Genomic DNA, 20,822 nt, shown 5'->3' with positions numbered 1-20,822 from the left:
TGTCTCCTTTGTTAAAGCGATGACCCCGTCTGGAGCCAGAGCGCGTCCTTAATCTTCGCTATAAAGTCCGCATGTCGCGCCAATTCTTCTGTCGAAGCCGAATGCGCGCGCGCGGGCCGGCAAATTTTCGTTATCTGAACGCTGTTCACGTCCATTTGAGCCAAAGCGGTATCAGAAATGTCATTATCGGCGAGGCCAAGACCAATCTGACGGCCACCGGTTAGCTCAATATATAATTGCGCCAGCAGCTCTGCGTCCAACAACGCACCATGTTTGACGCGGTGGCTGCGGTCGATGCCGTAACGCGAACACAACGCATCCAGCGACAGCTTGGCACCGGGATTTTTAACGCGTGCCAGCGCGACAGTGTCCACCATGCGGTCCATCGAAACGGGGGTGCGTCCGCAATATTGCAATTCATGGTTTAAAAAGCCGAAGTCGAAACTGGCATTATGCGCGACCAAGGGGCTGTCACCCAGAAACGCGAGCAATTCATCTGCTTTGTCCGCAAAAACAGGCTTGTCCGACAAAAAACGGTCGGAAAGCCCGTGCACTTGTTCAGCGGCAGCGGGCATTGGACGAAGCGGATTGAAATATGCGTGATAGTGATTGCCGGTCATGACCCGGCCGATCATTTCAATGCAGCCGATTTCGACCATGCGATCCCCAGTTGCGGGGTCAAATCCAGTCGTTTCGGTATCGAATATAATTTCACGCATTCTATGATGAGATGTGAGCCTCTTTGCCGCCTTATGCAAGACCCAAGCGCAGCTTTTTGACCAGTGCGCGTACATCCTCGCGCGTAGCTGCAATATCCTGTCCGGTATCAATGACATAATCGGCACGTGCGCGCTTGTCGGCATCCGCCATTTGTAGTTTTAAGATCTGTTCGAATTTTTCGGGCACCATGCCGGGGCGCGCCAGCACACGGGCGCGTTGATCCGACGCGGGCGCAGATACCACCACCGTCACATCGACGCCGGCTTGTCCGCCCTTTTCAAACAATAACGGTATATCGAAAACGACCATATCGGCGTCTTTGTGGCCGGCGAGAAACGCTTTGCGGCGTTCAGCCACCGCAGGGTGAATAAGCGATTCAAGTTTTGCGAGCTGATCGCGATTGCCAAAAACCGCAGCGCCCAACGCTTTGCGGTCGACACCATCGACGCTGGTTGTTCCGGGAAACGCAGCCTCAATCTCTGCAACAAGTTCGCCGCCTGCCTTTTGCATATCGTGGACAGCCGCATCGGCATCAAAAACAGGAACGCCTTCATCAGCGAACATCGCCGCCACGGCCGATTTGCCCATGCCGATGGATCCTGTGAGACCGATGATGAGCGGCTTTTTCATTTCAACAGCAACGCGCGCAGTTCATCTTCGCCCTCTTCTGGTGGGGCAACACCGAAGAATAATTCAAAGGCGATGGCGGCCTGACCCACAAGCATTTCAAGCCCGTCGACTGTTTCCAAATCACGTGCGCGCGCAGCCTTTAGCAATGGTGTTTCAATGGGCGCATATACCAGATCATAGACCAGCGCATGTTCGGGCAAAGGCGACAAGTCGATATCAAGCGCCTCTTGCCCGACCATGCCCAGCGGGCTTGCGTTCACGAGCAAGGCAGCATCGGGCAGGCGTGCGTCAAATCCAATCACTTTGCCCTTCAGGCCAAAATGGGCCAGCAAGCCAGCAGCCTTCAGCGCATTGCGCGCCACCAAAACAACTTCGCCAACATCTGCCTGAGCCAAAGCAAAAAGCACCGCACGTGCGGCACCGCCAGCACCAATGACGATGGCAGTTTCACCCGCGATAGGCACATCTGCGATTGGACCATAAAAGCCACCTGCGTCGGTGTTGGTTGCAACCAAGGCGCCCGATTCATTGCGAAATACCGTGTTGATGGCACCGATAGACGTGCGGACGTCCCCCGGGTCATTTACAAAATCCAGCGCCGCAATCTTGTGGGGTATGGTGATGTTGCATCCGCGCCAATTGGCATCGGCTGCGCGGGTCGCAAAATATTGCTCCAGATTTTCAGGCAACACCTCATGCGCCCGATATGCCCCCGATATGCCCAAAAGCCGCAGCCAATGGCCGTGGATGAGCGGTGATTTAGAATGTGAAATCGGGTGCCCGATAACTTCGGCATATATAGTCATGTCGGCAAAAGACCTCTCACCCGCAGATAGTCAAGAATGGGAAGCAAAGGCATGCCAATTATCGTGAATTGGCTGCCACTTACGCTGGCAAACAACTGCGCGCCTTCGGCTTCAATACGATAGCAACCCACACAATGCCGTATTTCATCCCAATATGCGTCGACATATTGGTCGATGAATGCGGCGCTGAGCGTCCGCATCGTCATCTGCGCGCTGTCGACAATCCGCCAGACAGGCTTGCCTTGTTCGCATATGACCGCAGCACTTATCAGTCTGTGCGACGCGCCCGACAATGCCGCCAGATGTGCGCGTGCTTCGTCTTTATCTTCAGGCTTATCAAAGATTTTTCCGTCGGCACTCACCAATATTTGGTCACCGCCAAGTACCATTGCCGTCGGTTGTTTGCGTGATATTTTGAGCGCCTTGGCTTCGGCAAGTGCGTCGGCAATATCGCGTGGTTTAGCGCCCGATTGCGTAAGCGCCGTTTTGATGCTGTCTTCATCAACCAGCGCAGGGCAAGGCTCAACATCAACACCCACAGCGCGCAACATCGCGATCCGCCCGGCGCTTTGTGACGCGAGGATGAGGGTCATATTTTTGCAGCCTCGGCCAGTTCGCGTTCATTGAAGAGATTGATGATCGCAGCGGCACTTTCCTCAATCGAACGCCGCGTCACATCCAGCACAGGCCAGCCATTATCGGCAAACATACGCCGTGCATGCGCGACTTCCGCCTTTACCTTTTCCTCATCAACATAATCGGTGTCGGGCGACTGATTCAACGAAAGCAGCCGATTACGCCGCACCTGAACCAAGCGTTCGGCGCTGGTGACAAGGCCAATCACCATCGGGTGTTTCAACTGAAACAATATCGGTGGCGGCGGCGCTTCGGGGACGATGGGGATGTTGGCGGTCTTATATCCGCGGTTGGCCAGATAAATGCTCGTTGGCGTTTTGGATGTCCGCGATACGCCAGCAAGGACGATATCCGCCTCTTCCCAATTTTGCGCATTGATGCCGTCGTCATGGGCAATCGTAAATTGAATAGCATCGACGCGGGCAAAATAGGCGGCGTCCATCGCGTGCTGCCGGCCCGGGCGCGCCTTTGCCTCTTGCCCAAGCATATTCGACATAGCGTCGCTCACGGCATCAAGCGCGGCAACCGCTGGCAACCCCATCGCACGACATCGTGTTTCCAGCTTGCGCCGCGTATCACGATTGACCAATGTGAACAGGACAAGGCCTGGGTTGGTCGCGACGTCGCGTAAAATTCGGTCGAGATGGCTTTCCGAACGGACCATCGGCCAAAAATGCTTTACGACATTTTCGGCACCATCAAACTGCGCCAATGCAGCCTTCGCAATGTTTTCAAGCGTCTCGCCTGTGGAGTCCGAAAGCAGATGAAGATGAAAACGTTGGCTCATGACTCACAGTCTTGTTGGTAGGCTGGGGATAAATCAAGGGACAAGTTTTCACCCACCCTATCTTCCCCACTATCGCCGAATAACCTCTCGATTCGGGCACAGCCTGTCCACAGGGGCAATTGCCTATCCACAGCCTGTGAATAATGGGGATGGAATTTGCGACTCCATTGGTTTGCGTTTGCCCGTGGACGTCAAGATGTTGGCAATATCCGCAAAAGCTTTTAAGGCCTGCGATATCAACAGCACATCATCTTTCATCATCCTTTATATAAATATATATTTTGATTGGATCTCTGCCGCTTATGTCAGCGCAAGCCTCGAAAAAACTGCTTAACGTCCTTAAGGGCAACCAAGAAGCGGTTCCGCCTATCTGGCTCATGCGACAGGCAGGCCGTTATCTTCCAGAATATCGGGCCCTTCGCGCTGAAAAGGGCGGATTTCTGGCGCTTGCGTATGACAGCGATGCCGCGACGGAAATAACGCTGCAGCCCATCAAGCGTTTTGGTTTTGATGGCGCCATTTTATTCTCTGACATTTTGGTCATTCCGCACGCCATGGGTCAGGACCTGTGGTTCGAAACAGGCGAAGGTCCAAGGCTTGCGCCGCGCTTAGCGGAATCACGGCTTGAAGACTTTGTGCCAGCACCTGAACGGCTCAATCCTGTTATCGACACGGTGCGGAAAGTATCGGCGGCACTGCCAGCGGAAACAACCTTCCTGGGCTTCGCTGGAAGCCCGTGGACGGTCGCTACGTACATGGTGCATGGTCAGGGTAGCAAAGACCAAGCAGAGGCCCGCAGAATGGCCCACGCAGAGCCGGAGCGTTTTGCTGGTCTTATCGAAGCGATCATTTCGGCAACGGTTGATTATCTCGCCAATCAAATTGATGCCGGGGTTGATGCGGTTCAGTTGTTTGACAGCTGGGCAGGGTCTTTGTCGCCAGCACAGTTCCAAAAATGGGTCATCGCGCCAAATGCCGAAATCGTGCGTCGCTTAAAAGCCCGCAATCCGAATGCGGTCATCATTGGTTTCCCCAAAGGGGCGGGCGGTAAGCTTGCCGCTTATGCCGAAGGCACCGGCGTTGATGCATTGGGACTGGATGAAACGGTTGATCCACATTGGGCCAACCGAGAGCTGCCAAAGGGTCTGCCGGTGCAGGGCAATCTTGATCCACTCGCGCTGATTGCTGGCGGTCAGGGGTTGAAAGAGGCTGCCGACAATATTCTATCGGCATTTGCCGACCGCCCCCATATTTTCAATCTTGGTCATGGTATTTTGCCGGATACGCCGATTGAAAATGTCGAAATGCTTCTTAATTTGGTCCGCAAGGGTTAACCCATAAAGGCCGTTTTCATGATGGAAACGCTATCTGTGCTGTATATCTGGTTAAAGTCTGCCCATATCATTTTCGTGGTTTTCTGGATGGCGGGGCTGTTTATGCTCCCGCGCTTTTTCGTCTATCATCAGGAAAGTGCAGTAGGGTCTGAAGAGGCTGCCAAATGGGTAGACCGTGAGTCCAAGCTTATCAAAATCATCCTCAATCCATCGATCATCATTGTCTGGGTTGTCGGACTATTTTTGGCTTGGAATATCGGTGCGATGGCTGAAAGCTGGTTCCATGCCAAATTGCTCTTTGTGCTGGGCCTGTCTGGATATCATGGCTGGATTGTTGGCTATGCGAAAAAACTCGCCCGCGGTGAACGCAAGCTAACGGGCAAGCAGTTGCGCTTGTTGAACGAAGTGCCGGGCATTGCGGCCGCCATTATCGTTATATTGGTCGTGGCCAAGCCATTCTGACGATTATGCGATGCGTTTTTGCAGAATAGTTGACGGCGCATGCATCGCAGCCTATTTGACTGTCTAAGCCCGTCCTGGGCGTGAGGCGCGATCTCAACACAACCGCGCCACCAACTTTCAACATCTTGTCGGTTGTCTTTTTAAAAACCGGCTCTCAATCGGACAATTGTCCACCTGCAATCGGGGCCAATGGTCCATTCAACGGAATTACCTATGCATTTGAAAGAGCTGAAAAGCAAAAACCCCGCTGACCTCGTATCGATGGCTGAAGAGCTTGGTGTCGAGGGCGCGTCGACCTTGCGCAAACAGGATCTGATGTTTGCTATTCTGAAAGAGCTGGCCGAAGATGGCGAGCAGATCATGGGTCTTGGTACGATTGAGGTTCTGCCCGACAGCTTTGGTTTCTTGCGCTCGCCAGAAGCGAACTATCTCGCTGGCCCAGACGATATTTACGTATCGCCAAATATGGTCCGCCAATTTGGTCTGCGCACCGGTGATACCGTTGAAGGCGAAATCCGTGCGCCGAAAGATGGCGAACGTTATTTTGCCCTGACCAAAGTGATGAAGATCAACTTTGATGATCCGGACGCCGTCCGTCATCGCGTTAATTTCGATAACCTCACGCCGCTATATCCAGATTCAAAGCTGACTTTGGACTCACTTGACCCAACGGTGAAGGACAAGTCCGCACGCGTTATCGATATTGTCAGCCCGCAAGGTAAGGGCCAACGCGCACTCATCGTTGCGCCGCCGCGTACCGGTAAGACTGTGTTGCTGCAAAATATTGCCCGCGCCATTACCGAAAACCATCCTGAAGTGTTCTTGATCGTATTGTTGATCGACGAACGGCCAGAGGAAGTGACCGATATGCAGCGTTCGGTGAAGGGTGAGGTTGTTTCCTCCACCTTCGATGAACCCGCAACCCGTCACGTGCAAGTTGCTGAAATGGTTATCGAAAAGGCAAAGCGCCTGGTGGAGCATAAGCATGATGTTGTCATCCTGCTCGACTCAATCACGCGTCTTGGCCGTGCCTATAACACCGTGGTTCCATCATCGGGCAAGGTGTTGACCGGCGGTGTCGATGCGAACGCGTTGCAACGTCCCAAGCGCTTCTTTGGTGCGGCACGAAACATCGAGGAAGGCGGTTCCTTGTCCATCATCGCAACCGCGCTGATCGATACCGGCAGCCGCATGGATGAAGTTATTTTTGAAGAGTTCAAGGGCACCGGCAACTCCGAAATCGTGCTCGATCGCAAGGTCGCGGATAAGCGTATCTTCCCAGCACTTGATGTCGGCAAGTCCGGCACGCGTAAGGAAGAATTGTTGGTCGAGGAAGGCAAGCTCAAGAAAATGTGGGTCCTGCGCCGTATCCTTATGCAAATGGGCACCATCGACGCGATGGAGTTCCTGCTCGACAAGATGAAGGATTCGAAGACCAACGAAGATTTCTTCGACTCGATGAATCAGTAAGCGATCGGCCACATCATGATATTTGAATTTTTGATTGCGACCGCGTCATCGGCGATGTCTCTTGGTGGACCTGCCGAAATTTGGGGCCATATCGTCAATGATTTCTCCAATCTAAACACCACCAGCGCGTGGACCGCTTTGGGTTCGGTCATCTTGCTTGACCTCGTGCTTGCAGGTGACAATGCTATTGTCGTTGGCGCTTTGGCTGCGGGCCTGCCTGCGGAACAGCGCAAAAAGGTCATTTTCATCGGGGTTATCGCTGCGCTGGTTTTGCGTGTGGTGTTTGCCTTGATGGTCAATTTGTTGATGGGTGTCATTGGCCTCATCTTCGTCGGCGGGTTGTTGCTGATCTGGGTTGCGTGGAAAATGTACCGCGACCTTCAACGCAGCGAAGCAACGGAATCGCCCGGATCTCCTGAAGTTTTAGGTGACGAAAATAGCGGTATTCCGGCGGCCAAAAGCTTTGCGGCTGCGGCATGGGCGGTTGCGGTTGCCGATGTATCGATGAGCCTCGACAATGTTCTGGCCGTGGCAGGCGCTGCCAAGGATCATCCAGGCATCATGATTGTTGGTTTGATCTTTGCCGTTGCGCTCATGGGCGTCGCAGCGAACATCATCGCGCAATATATTGAACGCTATAAATGGATTGCATGGCTGGGCATGGCCGTGATCGTCTATGTTGCGCTCAAGATGATTTACGAAGGTTGGACCGACCCCGCGCTGGGCGTCGGCCACTATATCATCGCGCTGATCAGCCGCTAATTTTTGAGGGCATCTGACGATCGTCAGATAGCCCTCAACTTAGATGCTCTGCAAAAAACGCTGCTGTGCGTGAATCGGCAAGTGCCGCGCCAGCTTCGTTTCGGCGGTTGCCCATCTCGGCGGCAAAGCCATGGTCGAGCCCTTCATAATCGTGCAAAGTCACCTTCGGGTGGTTGCCTAGTCCTGCATGGATTGCCGCCTGCGCCTCTAGACCGACAAAATGGTCTGCGGTCGGGATGTGCAGCATGAGCGGTTGGGCAATCGCATGACTTTCGCCAAGCATCTGATCAATCATGACGCCATAATAGCCAACGGATGCACTGATATCGGTGCGTGTCGCCGCCATATAGGCCAGTCGTCCGCCCAGGCAGTAACCGACACAGCCCACATTTTGAACGGGGGCGTGGCCTGAAATGCCGCCCCGTATCGCATGAATAGTTGCCTCAATGTCTTTGACACCGTCATCGGCATCATATTGGCCAAAATAACCGAACGCTTCTTGAAGCTGCGCTTCCACATCGGGGTTAAGTTCAACGCCGGGCGCAAAACGCCAGAAAATGTCGGGTGCAATCGCCAGATATCCATTATTAGCCAAGCGATCGCATTTTTGGCGAATGCCCGCATTTACGCCGAATATTTCAGGTATGACGATAATAGCCGCTTTTGCTGCGCCCACCGGAGCGGCGAGATACGCCGGAAACAAGGCATCTTCGTTCAGTGCCGGAATCTTTATCATGTCGCCCATATCTTGCTCCTGTGCGGACATTCTCCGCAATTGCGTGATTCGATGTTGTCTTTATAGTATGTCATACCATCAAGAGGAGAGTCCCGGCCATGAAGATGAACATAGAGATCGATTGTTCGCCAGAAGAGGCCCGTGCGCTTTTGGGTCTGCCCGATGTGACCAAGGCAAATGAAGCCTATGTGGAAAAGGTCACGAACCTGATGAACGGCGCCGGCGGCATCGACCAGCTGCAGGAACTTGGCAAGCAAATCGCGCCAATGGGGCAAATGGGATTGCAGCTGTTTCAACAACTGATCGAAACGGGTGCGAAGGCCGCCATGTCGGGCATGGGCAGCAAAGACAAAAAATAGAGCCTTGATGTCCTCCACCGATACTATTTTTGCACTGTCCAGCGGTGCGCCGCCGGCTGCCATAGCGATTATCCGCATCAGCGGCCCTGCGGCGTTTAAAGTGGTGCACGGACTCGCAGGACGGACACCAAAGCCGCGGCGTGCATCGCTGGCTACATTACGGGCGCCAGACAGCGGGGAGACACTCGACCAAGCCCTTGTTCTACTCTTTCCGGGTCCTGATAGCGCAACGGGCGAGGATCTGGCTGAACTTCATATTCATGGTGGACGTGCCGTCGTTCGCGCTGTCGAAAAAGCCATAGCGCAGTTTCCCGATGTGCGCGCGGCAGAGGCTGGGGAATTTACGCGCCGAGCTTTTGCCAATGGCCGGTTGGATCTTAACGAGGCCGAGGGTCTTGCTGATTTGTTATCGGCAGAGACTGAGTGGCAGCGCAAATCCGCAACATTGATGTTTGGCGGTAGTTTTAGCGTAGCGATCGAAGCATGGCGGCAAGAGGTTCTCCAACTGTCCGCGCTGACCGAGGCTGAACTTGATTTTTCAGATGAGTCTGATGTGGATACGCAACATAATCGTTCAATATCAGACTCTTGTGCAGAAATTCAACGCGAAATCGAACGCATATTATCCAACCCCGCTGCTGAAAAATTGAAGGACGGGTTGCGCGTCGTACTGGGTGGTCCACCCAATTGCGGCAAGTCGACCTTGTTGAATGCCTTGGTTGAGCGCGACGCGGCTATCGTGTCGGACATTGCCGGCACCACACGGGATATGATCGAAGTGCCGATTGGGATTGATGGCATCGCGTTCGTTTTTACCGACACGGCAGGGATACGGGATCACACCGACGATGTCATTGAGCGCATGGGCATCGACCGCAGTCAGGCCGCGATGCAGGGGGCCGATATCATATTATGGCTTGGGCCCGAAGGTACTGGGCCCAACCATCCGCAGATCATTGAAGTGGCGGCCAAATCGGATAGCCCAGATGGCTTGAAAAAATCGGGTGCGGCCATTCAGGTGTCGGCCGTCTCAGGATTTGGCATGGCCGACCTAAAAACGGCCATCGCGGATATCGCGAAAAAGCTTTTGCCGCCACCCGACCAGTTTTCAGTGAACCAGCGTCAACGGACGTTACTCGCAGACTGCGCAGATGCGCTCGGCGCATGTCAGGCGACCGACGACTGGCTCATCGTCGCAGAATGCTTGCGGCAAGCGCGCTTGGCTTTGGACGCACTCACGGGCCGCGCGCACACCGAAGAACTGCTCGATAATGTATTTGGTAAATTCTGCGTCGGAAAATGACCTGCTGTTTCACGTGAAACAATCCCACGCAGAGTTTTGACCGATGCGACTTGTTCGTCTATGCGCGACCTATGACAACCGATTTCGACATCATTGTAGTTGGCGGAGGGCATGCGGGAACTGAAGCCGCAGCCGTCGCCGCGCGTATGGGTGTTCGCGTCGCGCTGGTGAGTTTCGACAAAAGCATGATCGGCGCGATGTCATGCAATCCAGCCATCGGCGGTCTTGGAAAAGGGCATCTGGTGCGTGAAGTAGACGCATTTGACGGTCTTATTGCCCGTGCGGCAGATGACGCTGCGATCCACTACCGGATGCTCAACGCGTCAAAAGGCGCGGCCGTGCAGGGACCCCGGGTTCAGGCAGACCGATCTTTGTTCAAGGCATCGATCCAGCGCCAACTGGGACAGATTGCGCATTTAACGATCGTGCAGGCTGAGGCCGCAGCGCTCCACATCAATCCAGGGTCATCCAACAATGTGGGCGGCTTGGTCCTTGGCGATGGCTCCATCATCACATCTTCGGCCGTCATATTGGCGACGGGCACATTCTTGGGTGGAAAGCTGTTTCGTGGGGAAGAGCGGTTTGAGGGTGGGCGCGTAGGCGAAGCGTCCGCAATGCTGCTGTCCAAGCAGCTGCGCGATGCGGCGTTGCCGATAGCGCGGCTAAAGACGGGTACCCCGCCACGCATTGATGGCCGGACCATTAACTGGGCAATGTTGGAAGAACAGCCATCCGATGATGACGATTGGACGATGTCCTTTTCAAATCAGCGGCGCACGGTACCCCAGATATTCTGCGCAATGACACGCACCAACGCGGTGACACATGACATCATCCGCAGTGGTTTGGACCGTTCGCCTTTATTTGGCGGCGATATTGAGGGCAGGGGGCCACGATATTGTCCGTCGATTGAAGACAAAATATTCCGTTTCGGTGATCGTGATGGCCACCAAATATTCTTGGAACCCGAAGGGCTTGATAGTCATTTTGTTTACCCCAATGGCATATCGACGTCGCTGCCCACAGACATTCAGGAAGCCATGGTCAAGTCGATGGCGGGACTTGAGCAGTGCGAAATCATCGTCCCGGGCTATGCCGTCGAATATGATTATATCGACCCGCGGTGTCTGGATTCGACCCTCGCCGTCCGCGGTTTTGAAGGACTATATTGCGCGGGTCAGATCAATGGCACGACGGGATATGAAGAGGCTGCGGCGCAGGGATTGGTCGCCGGGCTGGGTGCGGCGTGCAAAATGCTGGATCGACCCATGCCGGCCATGGACCGTACCAATAGCTATATTGCGGTGATGATTGATGATCTTACGCTGCAGGGCGTTACAGAGCCGTACAGGATGCTCACGGCCCGCGCGGAGTATCGCTTAAGGCTTCGGTCTGACAATGCGCAGACGCGGCTCACGCCAATGGCGATTGAAGCGGGTGCCGTTGGCAAAGGCCGCATGGATGCATTCAACCATAGAGCGCAAATGAAAGCGGCAGCGCTCGATATGATGTCGTCGCCCATAAGTGCTGATGTGCTGATGAAGCAGGGTGTGCCGGTCAAACCCGATGCGGGTAAAATGTCCAAGCTCGAATGGCTGCGTTTTCCGCACGTATCGATCATGGACTTGTTGGACGCAGATGGCGACGAATGGCCGCGCGAGCTTTTGTTAGAGATTGAGCAAGACGGTCGCTACGCACCATATCTCGCGCGGCAAGAGGCGGAAATTCAAGACATCGCCGCAAATGAGAAGATAACGCTGGCCAGCCATGTCGACTATGCCGCTATTGCAGGACTTTCCAATGAGATGGTGGAGAAATTGCAGAGCGCTAAACCCGAAAATTTGGCTGCTGCGTCGCGCCTTCGTGGCATCACGCCAGCGGCTTTGGCTGCTATCCTCGTCCACGCAAAACGCGCGCGCAGCGCGGCGACGGAAGCCGCATGACCGAAACCGAAGCGAAAGAGTGGTTAACGACATCCTTGGGTGTTTCACGTGAAACAATGGAATCGCTCGATGCGTTCGTTGCGTTCCTGAAACGCGAGTCGGCCAGCCAGAACCTCATTGCGGCATCGACCATAGAAGATATTTGGTCGCGCCATATCGTCGACAGCGCGCAGTTGCTTACCTTCATGGATCAGAGCCGACCCGAAACGAAATGGTTGGACCTTGGTTCAGGCGCGGGCTTCCCGGGGTTGATTATTGCATTGCTCACGAATTTTGAAGTGACGCTGGTGGAGTCGCGCGCGCGGCGGATTGAATATTTGCAGCGTGCGGTGGGCATGCTCGATATCGGCGGTCGTGTCACGGTCATGGGTATGCCGCTGGAGCGCATGAAAACCGCCCCATTTTCGGTCATCAGTGCGCGGGCCTTTGCGCCCTTGCCCAAATTGTTTGAACTGGCGGCCCGTTTCTCTCATAATAACACTTTGTGGCTGCTGCCAAAGGGTCGTAACGCAGCTGCAGAGTGGGATGACGTCAAAACAGTCTGGGACGGCGCGTTTAGTGTAAAGCAAAGCATAACCGATGCAGATGCCGGTATTCTTGTCGGTACATTGGTAGGTAAGCGTACAGGTGGCGGCAACGCCGGGGCAAAGGGACAAAAACCATGATCCGAATTGCAGTGGCAAATCAGAAGGGCGGCGTTGGCAAGACCACCACAGCTATCAACTTGGCTACTGCATTGGCGGCAAGCGGTTGGCGGTGCGTGCTGGTCGATCTGGACCCTCAAGGAAATGCGTCCACCGGTCTAGGCCTTAAACAAGCGCAGCGCGTCCACAGCAGCTATGATCTTTTGCTGGGGGATGCCTCGCTGAAGGATGCCGCCATTCCCACCTTGATTCCCAATCTCGACATGGTCCCCGCGACAGTTGATCTGTCGGGCGCCGAAATTGAACTGGTCGAATATGAGGACCGCACCGGGCGGTTAAAGGCGGCTTTCGACAAATCGGATGCCAACTGGGATATCTGCATCATTGATTGTCCGCCTTCGCTTGGGCTCATCACCATCAATGCGCTCGTGGCGGTGGACTCACTGCTTGTACCTCTACAGTGCGAATTTTTCGCGTTGGAAGGTTTAAGTCAGCTATTACAGACAGTTGAGCGTATTCAGGGCCGGTTTAACCCGGCGCTGACGATCATGGGTGTTGCGTTGACCATGTACGACAAACGCAACAAACTGACCGAACAAGTTGCGGATGACGTGCGCAGTTGCTTGGGCGATCTGGTGTTCCAAACAGTCATACCGCGCAACGTACGTTTGTCGGAGGCACCAAGCCATGGACTGCCCGCGTTGGTGTACGACCATCGCTGCTCGGGTTCGGAGGCGTATATGAAATTGGCAAGAGAATTAATTGGCCGTCTACCGGCCCGGGAGCTCGCAGCGTGACGAATGATAATCCATCTGAAAAATCCCCGTTGAAGAAAAAAATGGGTTTGGGCCGCGGTCTAGATGCCTTGCTTGGTGAAGCATTGCGCGGCGATCCCGCTTCTGCGCGCGCGTCCGGAAATGTCGATTCCCGCAGCTTAGGCGTCATGACAATTGCGGTTGCCGAGATACGCCCAAACCCCGACCAGCCGCGCCGCCATTTTTCCGACGATAAGCTGAATGAGCTGGCGGCCAGCATTGCAAAGCATGGCGTGATTCAACCAATCGTCGTGCGTCCGTTCAACGATGGCTATCAAATCGTCGCCGGTGAACGCCGTTGGCGCGCGGCGCAGCGGGTTCAGCTACATGATTTGCCTGCGATCGTGCGCAATTTTGACGATTCCGAAACGCTTGAAATCGCGTTGTTGGAAAATATCCAGCGTCAGGATCTGAATCCAATAGAAGAAGCCGAAGCGTATAAAAAGCTAACCGATTTGTTCGGGCATAGTGCGGCGGAGTTGGCGGAGCTGGTGCACAAGTCGCGCAGCCATGTTGCGAATATGATGCGCCTGCTTGATTTGCCGATGCCGTTGCGCGATTTGGTCATCGAAGAGAAGTTGAGCATGGGGCATGCACGCGCATTGTTGGGCAGCGAGAATGCGGTGCCATTGGCCATGCTGGTCATTAAAAACGGCCTGTCGGTCCGCGCTACGGAAGCGCTTGTACAAAAAGAGCGCGCCCCGACCGCCAAAAAAGGCAAAAGTACGGGCCCGAGTGACAATGCGGATATTCGGGCAGTCGAAACCCATTTGGGGGACCTGTTGGGCTTGACCGTGCGGATTGTTCAGAAAAATGCCACTGGCGCAGGAGCAGTGACGTTTGAATATGGTAGTCTCGATCAACTCGACATGTTGTGTCAGCGCCTGACGGGTGAAAAATTCTAATATTTTTTCAGCCGTATAGCTGAATGTTAACATCTGGTGCGCTGTTCGGTGTCGTCATTTTTGGCGGAAACACGTTGATTTTTGATCGGTTAATGGCGGCATCGAAGCCGTGGCTGAACGCCTGCATTAACCTTAATGGCAAGCAAAACCTTATGATTCGACGTGCATAGAGGATGGTGAATGCTGTGGGGGCATTCCGAATCTGCTAAGTCACGAAGGACCAGAATATGTTGAAAAAGACGAAATTCGCGCTTGTGGGTGTTGTCGCTGCCGCTGCAATGGCTTCGACTGGCGCACAGGCTGCTACGCAAACGGCATCAGCTGAAGTTGATATTGTCGCCGCCGTTACACTCGCACAAAACAACGCTCTCGATCTTGGCATCGTTGCAACAAGTGGCACAGCCGGAACGGTTGTACTGCCAACTGGCTCCGACACCCGTGTCTGCTCGACTGGCGTTTCCTGCCTCGGCACGGCGCTCCGCGGCCGCTTCACTGTTGGCGGTGCAACCTCCGGCTATGTTGTCGCGATCAATGTTCCAGCGTCAACAACCTTGACCTCCGCTGGCAATAACATGGTGCTGACGCTCACACCTTCGATGACATCGTTCAATTCAACTGGAACGCCGCAGATATTCTTTGTTGGCGGTTCACTTGCAGTTGGTGCCAACCAAGCTGCCGGAACGTACACGGGCTCTTACAACGTTTCTGCTGATTATCAGTAAGACGCCTACGTCTTCGGACGTAATCACCGCGCATCTTACCCCCGATGGCCAAGCTTTCGGGGGTTTTTTGTGGCCGCAACACAACATCGTTAGTCGGATGGTAACCATATTGATCCACATTGGGGCGTGGACCAGCACGGTGGATTGACCCCTCGTGCCTAAATGTGGGCGAAATATTATGTTTGAATTGCTTGAAGAAGCACGGTGGCTAACTGCGCTGAAGTGCGTCACCTTAGCACTTCTCTTCCCAATTTCTTTTGTGATGCCTTTAACCCCTGCGTATGCGGCGGGTGACTTGCTCATCGCACCGACGCGCGTCATTCTCGACGGTCGTCGTGGAACAGAAGTCATCTTGAACAATATCGGCGATGAAGAGGCGACCTATCGCATTACCCTCGAACTGCGTCGTATGAACGCGCAGGGGCGGCTTGATGATGTCGATTTAGAAAAAGCGACGGATCAAGAAAAATCGGCTTTGGATGTCATTCGATATGCACCGCGACGGGTAACGCTTCCGCCGAACCAACCGCAATCTATCCGGATAGGGCTTCAGCCGAATGACGGGCTAGCAGATGGCGAATATCGCGCGCACATGCTGTTTCGCGCTATTCCAAAAGCCGCGCCAGCCGCTCCTGCTGCCAGCCCGACTGAGGGTTTAAAGATCCAAATCACGCCCATTTACGGAATCAGCATCCCCGTCATTGTCCGCAAGGGCAATGTATATGCGACGGCTGCATTGGCGAATGTCCGCATTGGAAAGGACAATGAAGGACCAACGCTGGAATTCGACATGAACCGGTCAGGAAACCGGTCATTGTTCGGCGAAATTCACGTGACAAAGCCGGGTCTTTCCGAACCGTTGCATGTCAGCAAGGGTATCGCGATCTACCCTGAGATTAGCCAACGTGTGGTATCTATTCCGCTTTCACCCGCATTGGCCGCTCAGGTGCGCGGCGACATCATCATATCCTATTATGAAGCGCCTGAAGCCGGTGGCGGCCTTATCAGCCAGGTGCGTACCGTCCTTCCCTGACCGCTCGGTCTACTAAAAATTGATACGCCGCATTTTTCATCAGGCCGCAAAGGCACTAATGGCAATCGCCGTTGCGACCGGAGTCCTCGTGGCTCCGGTTGCGCCTGCGTTTGCCGCTGGCTGGCAAGCGAATGAAGATGATGCGCTGCTGTTTGATGTTCGCGTTGGCCAATGGCGCGTTGGCGATGGCGTGCGTGGATATCAAACCGATACCGGCGTCTGCGTTGACCTGGCTGATATCATCATGGCCTTCGACCTTCCTGTGCGTTTGGACAAAAAGTCGCGTCGCGCAACTGGATGGCTGTTTGAAGAAAGCCGCACCTTCACGATCGATCGCGAAGCCAACATCGTGCAAATCGTGAACAAGGCGCAAAATCTGAAGCCCACCGATATCCGCGATGTGCCGGAAGGCTGGTGTGTGGATGTTGATGTCATGGCAAAATGGCTTGATGTGAATATTAAGGCCGACCGGTCCAATGCGCTCATTCTTGTCAGTGCTGACCGCAAATTACCATTTGAGCTTGCCGAAGAACGCAAGGCACGGGCGGGTAAAGTTAAACCATCGAAAGATTTTGACTTCAGCAGTCTGCCGCAAGCGCATGATCCGTATAAATTCTTCCGCATGCCATCCATTGACGTCGTGGCGTCTATCGGTGCGGCCCGTGACAAAAGATCCGGGAACCGCATTGACGCGCGATATGAAATCTATGCGAGTGGCGAAATTGCGGGCGCGTCGGTCGATGCTCGCTTGTCCTCAAACGGACGGGGCATCCCTGAAAACTTGCGCCTCCGCGCCTATCGGACCGATCCGGATGGCACCTTATTGGGGCCACTGGCCGCCACACATTTTGGGCTTGGTGATGTCGCGACAAATGCAACCGCACTCGGCATCCAAACCACGACGGGGCGTGGCGCCTTTGTCACCAACCGGCCACTTAACCGGCCCGCCAGCTTTGACCGAACGGTGTTCCGTGGGGAATTGCCCGATGGTTGGGAAGCCGAACTATACCGCAATGATCAGCTGATTGCTTATGTCCAAAGCCGGGGCGATGGGCGCTTTGAATTTCTTGATGTCCAATTGTCCTATGGCCAAAATCGGTTCGAGGTGGTCCTTTATGGACCGCAGGGTCAGGTACGCCGCGAAACAAAAATGATCCCGGTGGGACTCGATTCCATCCCGCCGCGTGAAACCTATTATTGGGCCGCGGTGCAGGACGCAGGACGCGATCTTATCGACCTAGGTTATGTTGAATTAAGCGACTTTTTGGGCTGGCGCGGCGGCTTCGGACTTGAGCGCGGACTTGACCCCAAGACGTCATTCGCGGCTTCGCTGTTTACATCCGAGCTGCGCGGGCAGCGCCAACATTATCTTGAAGCATCGGTCCGCCGTGCAGTCGGGCCAACGCTGATTGAACTGGCTGGCGCGGCAAATCTTGTTGGTGGCTATGCCCTCCGCGGGCAAGCATTGGCGCAGGTCGGACAGGCGCTCATCGCCGGAGAGAGCGCCTGGCTTTTTGGTAACTATCAAAGCGAGCGATATGATCGTGACGTCCGGCGCTTCAACAGCCTATCGCTGGATCATGCTGTCAAGTTGGGACGGCAATATATCCCGCTGCGCGGCGAAATCCGCTATATTGAGCGTGCGGATGGCGGCGACCGAATGGAAGTTGCATCAAGACTATCATTTAATATCAATAGATTAAGTGCAAGTGCCGAACTTGAATGGACGCAGGAGCATAGCGGGCGCGGCGGCATGTCCACATCGCAGCTGGACTCGGCGCTTCGGCTATCGGGGCGGGTTGGCGGCTTGCGTTTGCGTGGGGAGGCGACATTCGCGCTTTCAGACGATGCTGGCTTCAGACAATCCAAATTTATTGGCGAGTGGCGCGCCGGCGAATATTCCGACTGGAAAGTGGAAGCAGGCTATTCGGTCGATGGTTCCCGCGCGCGCCTGTCACTGGGCCATAGTCGGCGCTTCAAATATTTCGCCGTTACGGGACAGATAGAGGCGGGCAGCGATGGATCCGTCGCCGCTGGCTTAAACCTTGCGTTCAGCCTTGGGCCAAATCCGCACAATAACGGTTTCCGCGTTGCGGCTGAAAAGCTTGCGTCATCGGGACAGGCATTTGCTGTCGTTTTTCAGGATGATAACGCCGATGGTATCCGTCAGCCGGGCGAAAATTTGCAAAAAGGCGTTGAACTTACCGCTGGTTCAACGGGGCGAGGGCTGCCAACCGATCGTTATGGCCGCACGATCATCGATGGCCTTCAGCCATATGAACAGATTCTGATCGGCATTGATGCATCCAGCTTACCCGATCCCTTCGTTCAGCCCGCAAATAGCGGAATAGTGGTAACGCCGCGGCCAGGTATTCCATCGATCATTGAACTGTCGCTCGTGTCCGCAGGCGAAATATCCGGAACTTTGCAGCGCGAGGGCGGCAAGCCGCTGAGTGGCGTTGAACTTGAGCTTGTCGATAAAAACGGCCGCGTCGTGAAGTCCACGCGCAGCGAGTTTGACGGCTTTTTCCTTTTCGAGTTCATCCCATATGGGAATTATACGATCAGAGTTGCACCGCTGTCGGCCAACATCATTGGCGTGGTTTCAGAATTGTCGGGTGTCGCTGCATTGAACAAATCCAGCGGCACGGTGGATATGGGCATTCTAATCGCCCGCCCCGTTCCGCGCATTGCGGCCATGCCGAACAATGGGACCGCAAACGCACAGGCCCCTTAGAACGGCCACGCGCACCCAATGGCCTGATGCTTGGGTATCAGTTGTGGTCAGTATCACATTGGCATAATGTCCCGCGTGATCAATCATAGGGCAAACGGTCAATGGCGGAAAATCTGGTACAGCGGCACAAAGCCACCACACGGATTTGGCATTGGCTGAACGCACTTGCGCTTACGGTGTTGCTGATGAGTGGCCTGATGATTTTCAATGCGCACCCGCGTTTGTATTGGGGCGAATATGGATCGCGTGAAGACCGCGCATGGTTGGAAATTGACGACACAAGAACAACTGGATTTGTGAAAATCGGTTCAATGACGCTCGAGACAACGGGTGTTCTAGGATTGTCGTTGGGCGCTGACGATAAAGTCCGCCGCGTGGCCTTCCCCGGCTGGGCGACGATTCCCACCCGTTACAATCTCGGCGCAGCACGGCGTTGGCATTTTGCCGTTGCATGGCTGTTCGCACTTGGGTTGGCGGGCTTCATGGCGGCATCGGTGTTGAACGGACACATCCGCCAGCATTTGCATATCCACAAGGCAGAATGGGCCCCAAAGCATATATGGCGCGATGTTAAAAACCATGCCCGATTGCGATTTGATGCGCACAATGCGGGGACATATAACATCCTGCAAAAGTTCAGTTATGTCAGCGTGATTTTCATTTTTTTACCGCTGATGATCCTCACTGGTCTAGCGATGTCACCGGCTATGAATGCAGCCCTGCCGTGGATGCATGATATATTTGGCGGTCGCCAATCGGCGCGTTCGATCCACTTTATTTGCGCGGCGCTTTTGTTCATTTTTGTGCTGGTGCATCTCGTGATGGTTTTCTTGTCCGGGCCAATTAACGGAATCCGTTCGATGATTACGGGCAAAGTTGCTCAGGCACGCCACGTGAACGTGACGGGGGTGACGTCATGAAGAATGACCGCGATATCATCGGGCGGCGTGCACTTTTGCGCGGCGCAACTTTGGGTGGCAGCGCGCTGATCTTAAGCGGTTGCGACGCGTTGAATGAAAGCGATATGTTTCGATCGGCGCTGCGCACAGCTGAAACGCTGAACCAAGTGGCGCACAGAAGCCTGATGGACAGGGCGGCGCTTGCACCGGAATTCCCTGCATCCGACATTTCGCCAGTCTTCAAAACCAACGGATCACTGACAGGCACCTCGGCGGAGTATCTGGCGCATGTTGGCAATAAGTTTGCCGACTGGACGCTGCGCATTGATGGCATGGTTGCCAATCCGATGGACGTCAGTCTGGAAACGCTGCGCGCGATGCCGTCGCGCACCCAAATAACACGGCATGACTGTGTTGAGGGCTGGAGCGCGATTGCAAAATGGCAGGGCACGCCGTTGCGGCTGTTGTTACAGCAAGCCGGTTTATCGGCGCGGGCCAAATATATCGTGTTTCATTGTGCGGACAGTTACGGCGCGCAGCCTTATTATGAATCCATCGATTTGATCGATGCATTTCACCCGCAAACAATATTGGCGTGGGGCATGAATGGCGACATGCTGCCGGTGAAATATGGTGCACCTGTGCGCCTGCGTGTCGAACGGCAGCTGGGCTATAAGCAGGCCAAATATGTCATGCGTATCGAGGCGACCGATGATCTGACAAAATTCCATGGTGGAAAAGGTGGATATTGGGAAGATGTGGGCGACTATGAGTGGTATGCCGGAATCTAGGCTTGCGTGTCCGCGCGGTTAATGGAAAAGCCATTCCAGTCACAGGGAGACCCGATTACCATGAAGACGCGCGCAGCTGTTGCCTTTGAAGCGAAGAAGCCACTTGAGATTGTAGAGCTTGACCTTGAGGGTCCCAAGGCTGGTGAAGTTTTGGTTGAGATCATGGCGACCGGCATTTGCCATACAGATGCCTATACGCTCGATGGCTTTGACAGCGAAGGGATATTCCCGTCCGTGCTTGGCCATGAAGGCGCAGGGATCGTGCGTGAAGTCGGCGCAGGTGTGACCAGCGTAAAGCCCGGCGATCATGTTATTCCATTGTACACGC

The 20,822-nt window shown here is 54.5% G+C and carries 22 protein-coding genes; 16 read left to right on the top strand and 6 right to left on the bottom strand.

Translation table 11 applies throughout. The features are described from left to right. Positions 1 to 11 precede the first annotated feature (11 nt). The 5 genes from dnaQ to GGR91_RS10060 are packed head-to-tail and all read right to left on the bottom strand — an operon-like array spanning position 12 to position 3,579. Complete coding sequence (gene dnaQ, locus GGR91_RS10080) at positions 12 to 719, bottom strand: DNA polymerase III subunit epsilon (RefSeq protein ID WP_183942092.1); 708 nt, start codon at positions 717 to 719, stop codon at positions 12 to 14. Between the two features lie 31 nt (positions 720 to 750). Next, positions 751 to 1,350: a dephospho-CoA kinase gene (gene coaE, locus GGR91_RS10075; RefSeq protein ID WP_183942091.1), complete on the bottom strand. Its 600-nt coding sequence runs from the start codon at positions 1,348 to 1,350 to the stop codon at positions 751 to 753. Then, entirely contained in the window at positions 1,347 to 2,156 is an 810-nt protein-coding gene (gene aroE / locus GGR91_RS10070; protein WP_183942090.1) for a shikimate dehydrogenase, read from the bottom strand. The genes coaE and aroE overlap by 4 nt, the downstream gene beginning before the upstream one ends. Further along, positions 2,153 to 2,749 (bottom strand): Maf family protein, encoded by a 597-nt coding sequence (locus GGR91_RS10065; protein ID WP_183942089.1) that lies wholly within the window; start codon positions 2,747 to 2,749, stop codon positions 2,153 to 2,155. Before GGR91_RS10065 ends, aroE begins: the two co-directional genes overlap by 4 nt. Next, complete coding sequence (locus tag GGR91_RS10060) at positions 2,746 to 3,579, bottom strand: pyruvate, water dikinase regulatory protein (RefSeq protein WP_183942088.1); 834 nt, start codon at positions 3,577 to 3,579, stop codon at positions 2,746 to 2,748. Before GGR91_RS10060 ends, GGR91_RS10065 begins: the two co-directional genes overlap by 4 nt. Positions 3,580 to 3,881: 302 nt before the next feature. Here GGR91_RS10060 and hemE point away from each other — a divergent pair, with 302 nt between their 5' ends. The 4 genes from hemE (at position 3,882) to GGR91_RS10040 (ending at position 7,607) form a co-directional block, all read left to right on the top strand. Next, positions 3,882 to 4,913 carry a uroporphyrinogen decarboxylase gene (gene hemE, locus GGR91_RS10055; RefSeq protein ID WP_183942087.1) on the top strand — a complete coding sequence of 344 codons (1,032 nt, stop codon included), beginning with the start codon at positions 3,882 to 3,884 and terminating at the stop codon, positions 4,911 to 4,913. Positions 4,914 to 4,934: 21 nt separating this feature from the next. Further along, positions 4,935 to 5,375, top strand: a complete 441-nt coding sequence (locus GGR91_RS10050) for a CopD family protein (protein WP_183942261.1) — start codon at positions 4,935 to 4,937, stop codon at positions 5,373 to 5,375. A gap of 213 nt (positions 5,376 to 5,588) precedes the next feature. After that, positions 5,589 to 6,845 carry a transcription termination factor Rho gene (gene rho / locus GGR91_RS10045; RefSeq protein WP_183942086.1) on the top strand — a complete coding sequence of 419 codons (1,257 nt, stop codon included), beginning with the start codon at positions 5,589 to 5,591 and terminating at the stop codon, positions 6,843 to 6,845. Positions 6,846 to 6,860: 15 nt separating this feature from the next. Further along, positions 6,861 to 7,607, top strand: coding sequence for a YjbE family putative metal transport protein (locus GGR91_RS10040; RefSeq protein ID WP_183942085.1), 747 nt, complete (start codon positions 6,861 to 6,863; stop codon positions 7,605 to 7,607). Between the two features lie 34 nt (positions 7,608 to 7,641). Here GGR91_RS10040 and GGR91_RS10035 read toward each other — a convergent pair whose 3' ends face one another. Next, positions 7,642 to 8,352 (bottom strand): dienelactone hydrolase family protein, encoded by a 711-nt coding sequence (locus tag GGR91_RS10035; RefSeq protein ID WP_183942084.1) that lies wholly within the window; start codon positions 8,350 to 8,352, stop codon positions 7,642 to 7,644. Positions 8,353 to 8,441: 89 nt separating this feature from the next. On the opposite strand from GGR91_RS10035, the gene GGR91_RS10030 reads away from it, so the two are divergent. The 12 genes from GGR91_RS10030 to GGR91_RS09975 all read left to right on the top strand — a co-directional run. After that, a complete protein-coding gene (locus tag GGR91_RS10030) occupies positions 8,442 to 8,702 on the top strand; it encodes a DUF6489 family protein (RefSeq protein ID WP_183942083.1) in 261 nt (86 codons plus the stop codon). 7 nt (positions 8,703 to 8,709) lie between these two features. Further along, on the top strand, positions 8,710 to 10,005 hold the full coding sequence (mnmE, locus tag GGR91_RS10025; RefSeq protein ID WP_183942082.1) for a tRNA uridine-5-carboxymethylaminomethyl(34) synthesis GTPase MnmE: 1,296 nt from the start codon (positions 8,710 to 8,712) through the stop codon (positions 10,003 to 10,005). Positions 10,006 to 10,076: 71 nt separating this feature from the next. Further along, positions 10,077 to 11,948, top strand: a complete 1,872-nt coding sequence (gene mnmG, locus GGR91_RS10020) for a tRNA uridine-5-carboxymethylaminomethyl(34) synthesis enzyme MnmG (RefSeq protein WP_183942081.1) — start codon at positions 10,077 to 10,079, stop codon at positions 11,946 to 11,948. Further along, the gene (gene rsmG, locus GGR91_RS10015; RefSeq protein WP_183942080.1) at positions 11,945 to 12,613 is read left to right on the top strand and encodes a 16S rRNA (guanine(527)-N(7))-methyltransferase RsmG; all 669 of its coding nucleotides are present in this window, start codon (positions 11,945 to 11,947) and stop codon (positions 12,611 to 12,613) included. Before mnmG ends, rsmG begins: the two co-directional genes overlap by 4 nt. Next, positions 12,610 to 13,389, top strand: coding sequence for a ParA family protein (locus GGR91_RS10010; protein WP_183942079.1), 780 nt, complete (start codon positions 12,610 to 12,612; stop codon positions 13,387 to 13,389). Before rsmG ends, GGR91_RS10010 begins: the two co-directional genes overlap by 4 nt. A 41-nt stretch (positions 13,390 to 13,430) precedes the next feature. Further along, complete coding sequence (locus tag GGR91_RS10005; RefSeq protein WP_183942260.1) at positions 13,431 to 14,312, top strand: ParB/RepB/Spo0J family partition protein; 882 nt, start codon at positions 13,431 to 13,433, stop codon at positions 14,310 to 14,312. Between the two features lie 227 nt (positions 14,313 to 14,539). Beyond that, the gene (locus tag GGR91_RS10000; protein WP_183942078.1) at positions 14,540 to 15,034 is read left to right on the top strand and encodes a DUF4402 domain-containing protein; all 495 of its coding nucleotides are present in this window, start codon (positions 14,540 to 14,542) and stop codon (positions 15,032 to 15,034) included. A 178-nt stretch (positions 15,035 to 15,212) separates the two neighbouring features. After that, on the top strand, positions 15,213 to 16,067 hold the full coding sequence (locus GGR91_RS09995; protein WP_246337164.1) for a fimbrial biogenesis chaperone: 855 nt from the start codon (positions 15,213 to 15,215) through the stop codon (positions 16,065 to 16,067). Positions 16,068 to 16,125: 58 nt separating this feature from the next. Beyond that, a complete protein-coding gene (locus GGR91_RS09990; RefSeq protein ID WP_183942077.1) occupies positions 16,126 to 18,804 on the top strand; it encodes a SpaA isopeptide-forming pilin-related protein in 2,679 nt (892 codons plus the stop codon). Between the two features lie 101 nt (positions 18,805 to 18,905). Beyond that, positions 18,906 to 19,724 carry a cytochrome b/b6 domain-containing protein gene (locus GGR91_RS09985; protein ID WP_183942076.1) on the top strand — a complete coding sequence of 273 codons (819 nt, stop codon included), beginning with the start codon at positions 18,906 to 18,908 and terminating at the stop codon, positions 19,722 to 19,724. Beyond that, positions 19,721 to 20,494 (top strand): molybdopterin-dependent oxidoreductase, encoded by a 774-nt coding sequence (locus GGR91_RS09980; protein WP_183942075.1) that lies wholly within the window; start codon positions 19,721 to 19,723, stop codon positions 20,492 to 20,494. The genes GGR91_RS09985 and GGR91_RS09980 overlap by 4 nt, the downstream gene beginning before the upstream one ends. A 60-nt stretch (positions 20,495 to 20,554) precedes the next feature. Further along, positions 20,555 to 20,822: alcohol dehydrogenase catalytic domain-containing protein (locus GGR91_RS09975; protein WP_183942026.1), on the top strand; the 268-nt coding region annotated here is incomplete at its 3' end.

Source organism: Sphingorhabdus rigui, assembly GCF_014196595.1.
Lineage (GTDB): Bacteria > Pseudomonadota > Alphaproteobacteria > Sphingomonadales > Sphingomonadaceae > Sphingorhabdus_B > Sphingorhabdus_B rigui.
The sequence above is the reverse complement of the archived record's forward strand: the minus strand, read 5'-3'. Positions and strand labels throughout refer to the sequence as shown.